The organism is Thermodesulfobacteriota bacterium (genome assembly GCA_040755095.1).
Taxonomy (GTDB): Bacteria; Desulfobacterota; Desulfobulbia; order Desulfobulbales; family JBFMBH01; genus JBFMBH01.
Genome location: JBFMBH010000206.1, coordinates 1 through 4,614 on the forward strand (window position 1 = coordinate 1; position 4,614 = coordinate 4,614).

A 4,614-nucleotide genomic window follows, 5' to 3' on the forward strand; every position below is an offset into this window, starting at 1 on the left:
TCTTGTTCGGGCTGGCCGCCTGGCTCGGCCGCCGCCAGCTGGTTGGCGCACCCGGCACCAACGCCTTTGTGGCGGCCGGTGTCTGCCTGACCCTGGTGGGTCTGCCCGAGGTCCTGGGAGGCGTGGTGTGGGCGGTGCCGATCTGGTCGCTGATGGCCGCAGGCCTCATGGCCGCAGCCAGGCTCTGGGACAGCGGTGGTGTGCGTGCCACCAGCTACGGCCTGCAGGTGGCGGCTGTTCTCGCCGGCACCCTGGGGGGCGCCTTTGTCGTGCCGTCCCGGCAGCCCTGGGCCGGCTTGGCCGCAGGCGCCATGGTGGCGGTCCTGGCCCTCGGCCACTTTTCCTGGTGCCGGCGGCAGCCGCCGCCCCGCACCTCCGCCTGTTTCGGCTGGCTGGACAACGAGGACCGCTCCGCCCTGGCCGTGCTGCTGGCCGGCCTGGCCGGCGCCTTTGCCGCCGGCCGTCTGGGGCTGGCGCTCTTTTTGGATCCGGCCGCCGCCGATTTCGCCGGCGTCTTTGGCTGCAGCCAGACGATCCTGGTCAACACCGGCGCCATCCTTCTCCTCGTCCTGGGGGCCCGCCGCCGGCATGGCGAGCTCCTGGCGGTCGGGGTCGGCCTGGCGCTGGCCGGCGCCTTGCGGGTGGTGGCCCTGGACCTCCTGCGCAGCCACGGTCTGCCGCTCGTGGCCAGCGTCTTCTCCTTCGGCGTGGTGGCGGTGGTGGGCTCGGTGGCCCTGGGCCGCTGGCTGCAGGGGCGGGGATCCCGGCCCGCCGGGCAGGAGATATCCCGTCCGCCGGAGGTGTAGGGGGGCAGCGCCGGTGGGCGCGCATGTCCATTGGCCTCGCCGGGCTGCCCCTACGGGTGAGCGGCGGGCGGCGGTGCCCGGCGGAAAAAAGAGGCCCCCGGCCGGCTTGGTGCCGGCTGGGGGCCTTGGTGCTTCCCGGGCGGTCTCAGACCCGGTTGGTCACCAGGCTGTCCACCACGGTTGGATCGGCCAGGGTGCTGGTGTCGCCCAGGTCGGAGACATCGCCCTTGGCGATCTTGCGCAGGATGCGGCGCATGATCTTGCCGCTTCTGGTCTTGGGCAGGCCGGGCGAGAACTGCATCTTGTCCGGGGTGGCGATGGGGCCAATCATCGTCCGAACGTGGCCCCGGAGGATCTTGGCCAGCTCGTCCGTGGGCTCGATGCCCTCCTTGAGGGTGACGTAGACGTAGATGCCCTCGCCCTTGATGTCGTGGGGAAAGCCCACCACCGCGGCCTCGGCTACCGACTCGTGGCTGACCAGGGCGCTTTCGATCTCCGCCGTGCCCATCCGGTGGCCGGAGACGTTGATGACATCGTCGATGCGGCCCATGATCCAGTAGTCGCCGTCCCGGTCGATGCGGGCGCCGTCACCGGAGAAGTATTTGCCCGGATGCTGGCTGAAGTAGACCTCTTTCACCCGCTTCTGGTCCACATCCCCGTAAGTGCCGCGGATCATGCCCGGCCAGGGCTTCTCGATCACCAGATGCCCGCCCTCGTCGCTGGCCGCCGGCGTGCCGTCCTGGCGGAGCACCGCCGGCACCACGCCGAAGAAGGGCCGCAGCGCCGAGCCGGGCTTCAAGGTCATGGCGCCCGGCAAGGGGGAGATCAGGATGCCGCCGGTCTCGGTCTGCCACCAGGTGTCGACGATGGGCAGCTTCCCCTTGCCCACATGGGTGTGGTACCAGATCCAGGCCTCGGGGTTGATGGGCTCGCCTACGGTGCCCAGGAGCTTCAGGGAGGTCAGCCGGTGCTGGTGCACCCATTTCTCCCCCTCCCGCATCAGCGACCGGATGACGGTGGGCGCCGTGTAGATGGTGCTCACCTGGTGCTTGTCACAGATCGCCCAGAAGCGGCCCGGGTCCGGATAGGTGGGCACGCCCTCGAAGAGCAGGGAGGTGGCGCCGGCGGACAGCGGGCCGTAGACGATGTAGCTGTGGCCGGTGACCCAGCCGATGTCCGCGGTGCAGAAGAAGGTTTCCTTCTCGTGGTAGTCGAAGATCCAGCGGAAGGTCATGTTGGTGTACAGGCAATAGCCGCCGGTGGTGTGGAGCACGCCCTTGGGCTTGCCGGTGGAGCCGGAGGTGTAGAGGATGAACAGGGGATCCTCGGCATCCATGACCTCGGGCGGACACTGGGCGCTGATATCCGGCGCCGCCACCTCCTGGTGCCACCACAGGTCCCGGCCGTCCTTCATCGGCACGTCGCCGGAGCCCCGCTTGGCCACCAGCACCTTCTGCACCGAGGGGCATTCCTCCAGGGCCCGGTCGGCATTGACCTTCATGGGCACCTTGCGACCACCCCGCACGCCCTCGTCCGAGGTGATGAGCAGCGAGGCGCCGCAGTCGTTGATCCGGTCCCGGAGGGCATTGGCGGAAAAACCACCGAAGACGATGGAGTGGATGGCGCCGATCCGGGCACAGGCCAGCATGGCGATGGGCAGCTCCGGGATCATCGGCATGTAGATGCTGACCCGGTCGCCCTTCTTCACCCCCTGCTTCTTGAGCACATTGGCGAACCGGGAAATCTCGTAATGGAGCTGCTGGTAGGTGTAGGTCCGGTAGGAGCCGTCGTCCGCTTCCCAGATGATGGCGGCCTTGTTGCGGCGCTCGCCGTCCAGGTGGCGGTCGATGCAGTTGTAGCAGGCATTGAGCTGGCCGCCCTTGAACCAGCTGATGGACGGCTTCTCGAAGGTGTAGTCCAAAACCCGGTCCCACTTCCTGAACCAGGTGAGGTACTGGTCGGCCATCTCGCCCCAGAAGCCCTCCGGATCCTCCACGGAGCGCCGGTACATGGCCTCGTACTGGGCCAGGGAGCTGATGTGTGCCTGCTGGGCGAACTCGGCCGGGGCCGGGAAGACCCGGTGCTCGTCCAGAAGAACGGAGATCTCCTTTTCTGCCATTGCGTCCTCCTTGCGTGTTCAGGGTTAGGGGCCAGCGGCCGAAAGCGGGACGCCAGCCATACAATCTCGTGGCGGCGAAGAGCCCGGGCCGGCGCACCTGCCGCCGGCCCGGCGTTGATGGTAGCGTGAACAGCGCGGCGAAAACAAGAACTGTGGCCTTGGCCCCTCACATCGTGGTGCCGGGACGGTAGCGTTTGACGATGGAGTCCTGCACCCGGCTGATGATCTCGCAGGCCTCCCGGAGCAGGCGCCTTTCCAGCATGGACAGCCGGTAGGGATTGATGTAGTTGTCCGGCGCCGTCCCCACCTCGATGGCGGCCAGCTGCTGGCGGATGCGCAGCAGGGACAGGAATTCGAAGGCCTGCGCCAGTTCGTCCCCATAGTCGGCGGCGGTCTGGTGGATGGGCCGCAAGGCGGCGAGGCGCTCCAGGGTACCGGTCTGGGGGAGCGCCTTCTCCAGGCTGAACAGGCGCACGATATCGATGAGCGGGGCCAGACATTTGACCTTGAGGTTCAGCATGCCCTTGTGGGTGCCGGTCTTCTCCAGGATGAAGCCCTTCCACAGATTGAGAGGCGGCCTGAGCCGCGCCGTCATCTCGGCCAGATGCTTGAAGAACATGTCCCGACCCGGCAGCGCCGCGGCCAGGTGCGCCCGAAGCTGCGCGCCCAGGGCGATTTCGCCGGCCAGCGGCCGGAAATCGAAGAAGATGACCGACCGCAGGAGGGCCTCCGGGGTTGGGGTGCTGAGCCAGCGGGAAAAGAGATCCTTCCAGACGGCCAGCGGCTGGCGCCATTGCGGGTTGGCGGCCATGTAGCCGCCGGTGCACAAGGGAAAGCCGCACAGAGCCAGGGCATCCCGCACCGCCAGGCTGAAGGTCTCGAAATAGACCGCCGCCGCGCCGGCCTCCTGGGGGGAGGCGGCGTCAGCCAGGACCAGGGCATTGTCCTGGTCGGTCCTGAAGGTCTGCTCCTGGCGGCCTTCGCTGCCAAAGCCGATCCAGCAGTAGGGGAGGGGAGGCGGCCCCAGGGCGCGCTCGGTGATCTGGAGCACCTTTTTCACCAGCCGATCGTTGATCTCGGTGATGATGCGCATGATGTTGCTGGCCCGGGCCCCTTCCTTGGCCAAGAGGCCGATGATGCGATTGACCTTTTCCGCCGCCGGCACCAGGCCGGCGATGGAGCTTTGCACCTCGATCTCCCGGACGATGGCGATGGGCGAGGTGCCCTGGACCATCATCAGATCGTGGTTGGTGATGATGCCGGCGAGGCGGCCCTGGTCCATGACCAGGAGATGGTGGATGTTCTCCTGGATCATCTTGAGCACCGCCTCGAAGCAGTACTGGCTGGCCTCGATGCAGCGCAGGTTGGTGCTCATGATGCCGCCGACGCCGGTGTCCACGTCCCGGCCCTGGGCCGCCACCTTGTCCCGCAGGTCCCGGTCGGTGACCATGCCGGCGGGCGTCCCGGCGCCATCCACCAGCACCAGGGAGCTGATCCGGTGGCGGGCCATGACACCGGCGGCCTCCCGGATGGAGGCGGCGGCCGGGGCGGTGATCACCGCCTTCTGGAGCACCTCCCGGATGGGGGTGGTGAAGAGCAGCTTGTCACCGCCGCTGTCGAGGAGGCCTCGGTGGCCGTTGTCTGGGGGCATGGCTGCGGCTGGCCTCCGGGAAAGGGCTCAAAGGAGGA

The 4,614-nt window shown here is 68.0% G+C and carries 3 protein-coding genes; 1 reads left to right on the top strand and 2 read right to left on the bottom strand.

Annotation, left to right across the window (positions count from 1 at the left end; genetic code table 11):
* On the top strand, nt 1-806 hold an 806-nt coding region (locus AB1634_18715), incomplete at its 5' end, for a hypothetical protein (protein ID MEW6221546.1).
* Nucleotides 807-951: 145 nt separating this feature from the next.
* Here the strand turns inward: AB1634_18715 and acs are convergent.
* Entirely contained in the window at nt 952-2,925 is a 1,974-nt protein-coding gene (acs, locus tag AB1634_18720) for an acetate--CoA ligase (GenBank protein MEW6221547.1), read from the bottom strand.
* Between the two features lie 166 nt (nt 2,926-3,091).
* On the bottom strand, nt 3,092-4,576 hold the full coding sequence (locus AB1634_18725) for a DUF294 nucleotidyltransferase-like domain-containing protein (protein ID MEW6221548.1): 1,485 nt from the start codon (nt 4,574-4,576) through the stop codon (nt 3,092-3,094).
* Nucleotides 4,577-4,614 lie beyond the last annotated feature (38 nt).

What these genes read in the sequence shown, in the direction of transcription:
- AB1634_18725 (MEW6221548.1), bottom strand. Translation starts at nt 4,576, where the DNA reads ATGCCCCCAGACAACGGCCACCGAGGCCTCCTCGACAGCGGCGGTGAC.
- acs (MEW6221547.1), bottom strand. Translation starts at nt 2,925, where the DNA reads ATGGCAGAAAAGGAGATCTCCGTTCTTCTGGACGAGCACCGGGTCTTC.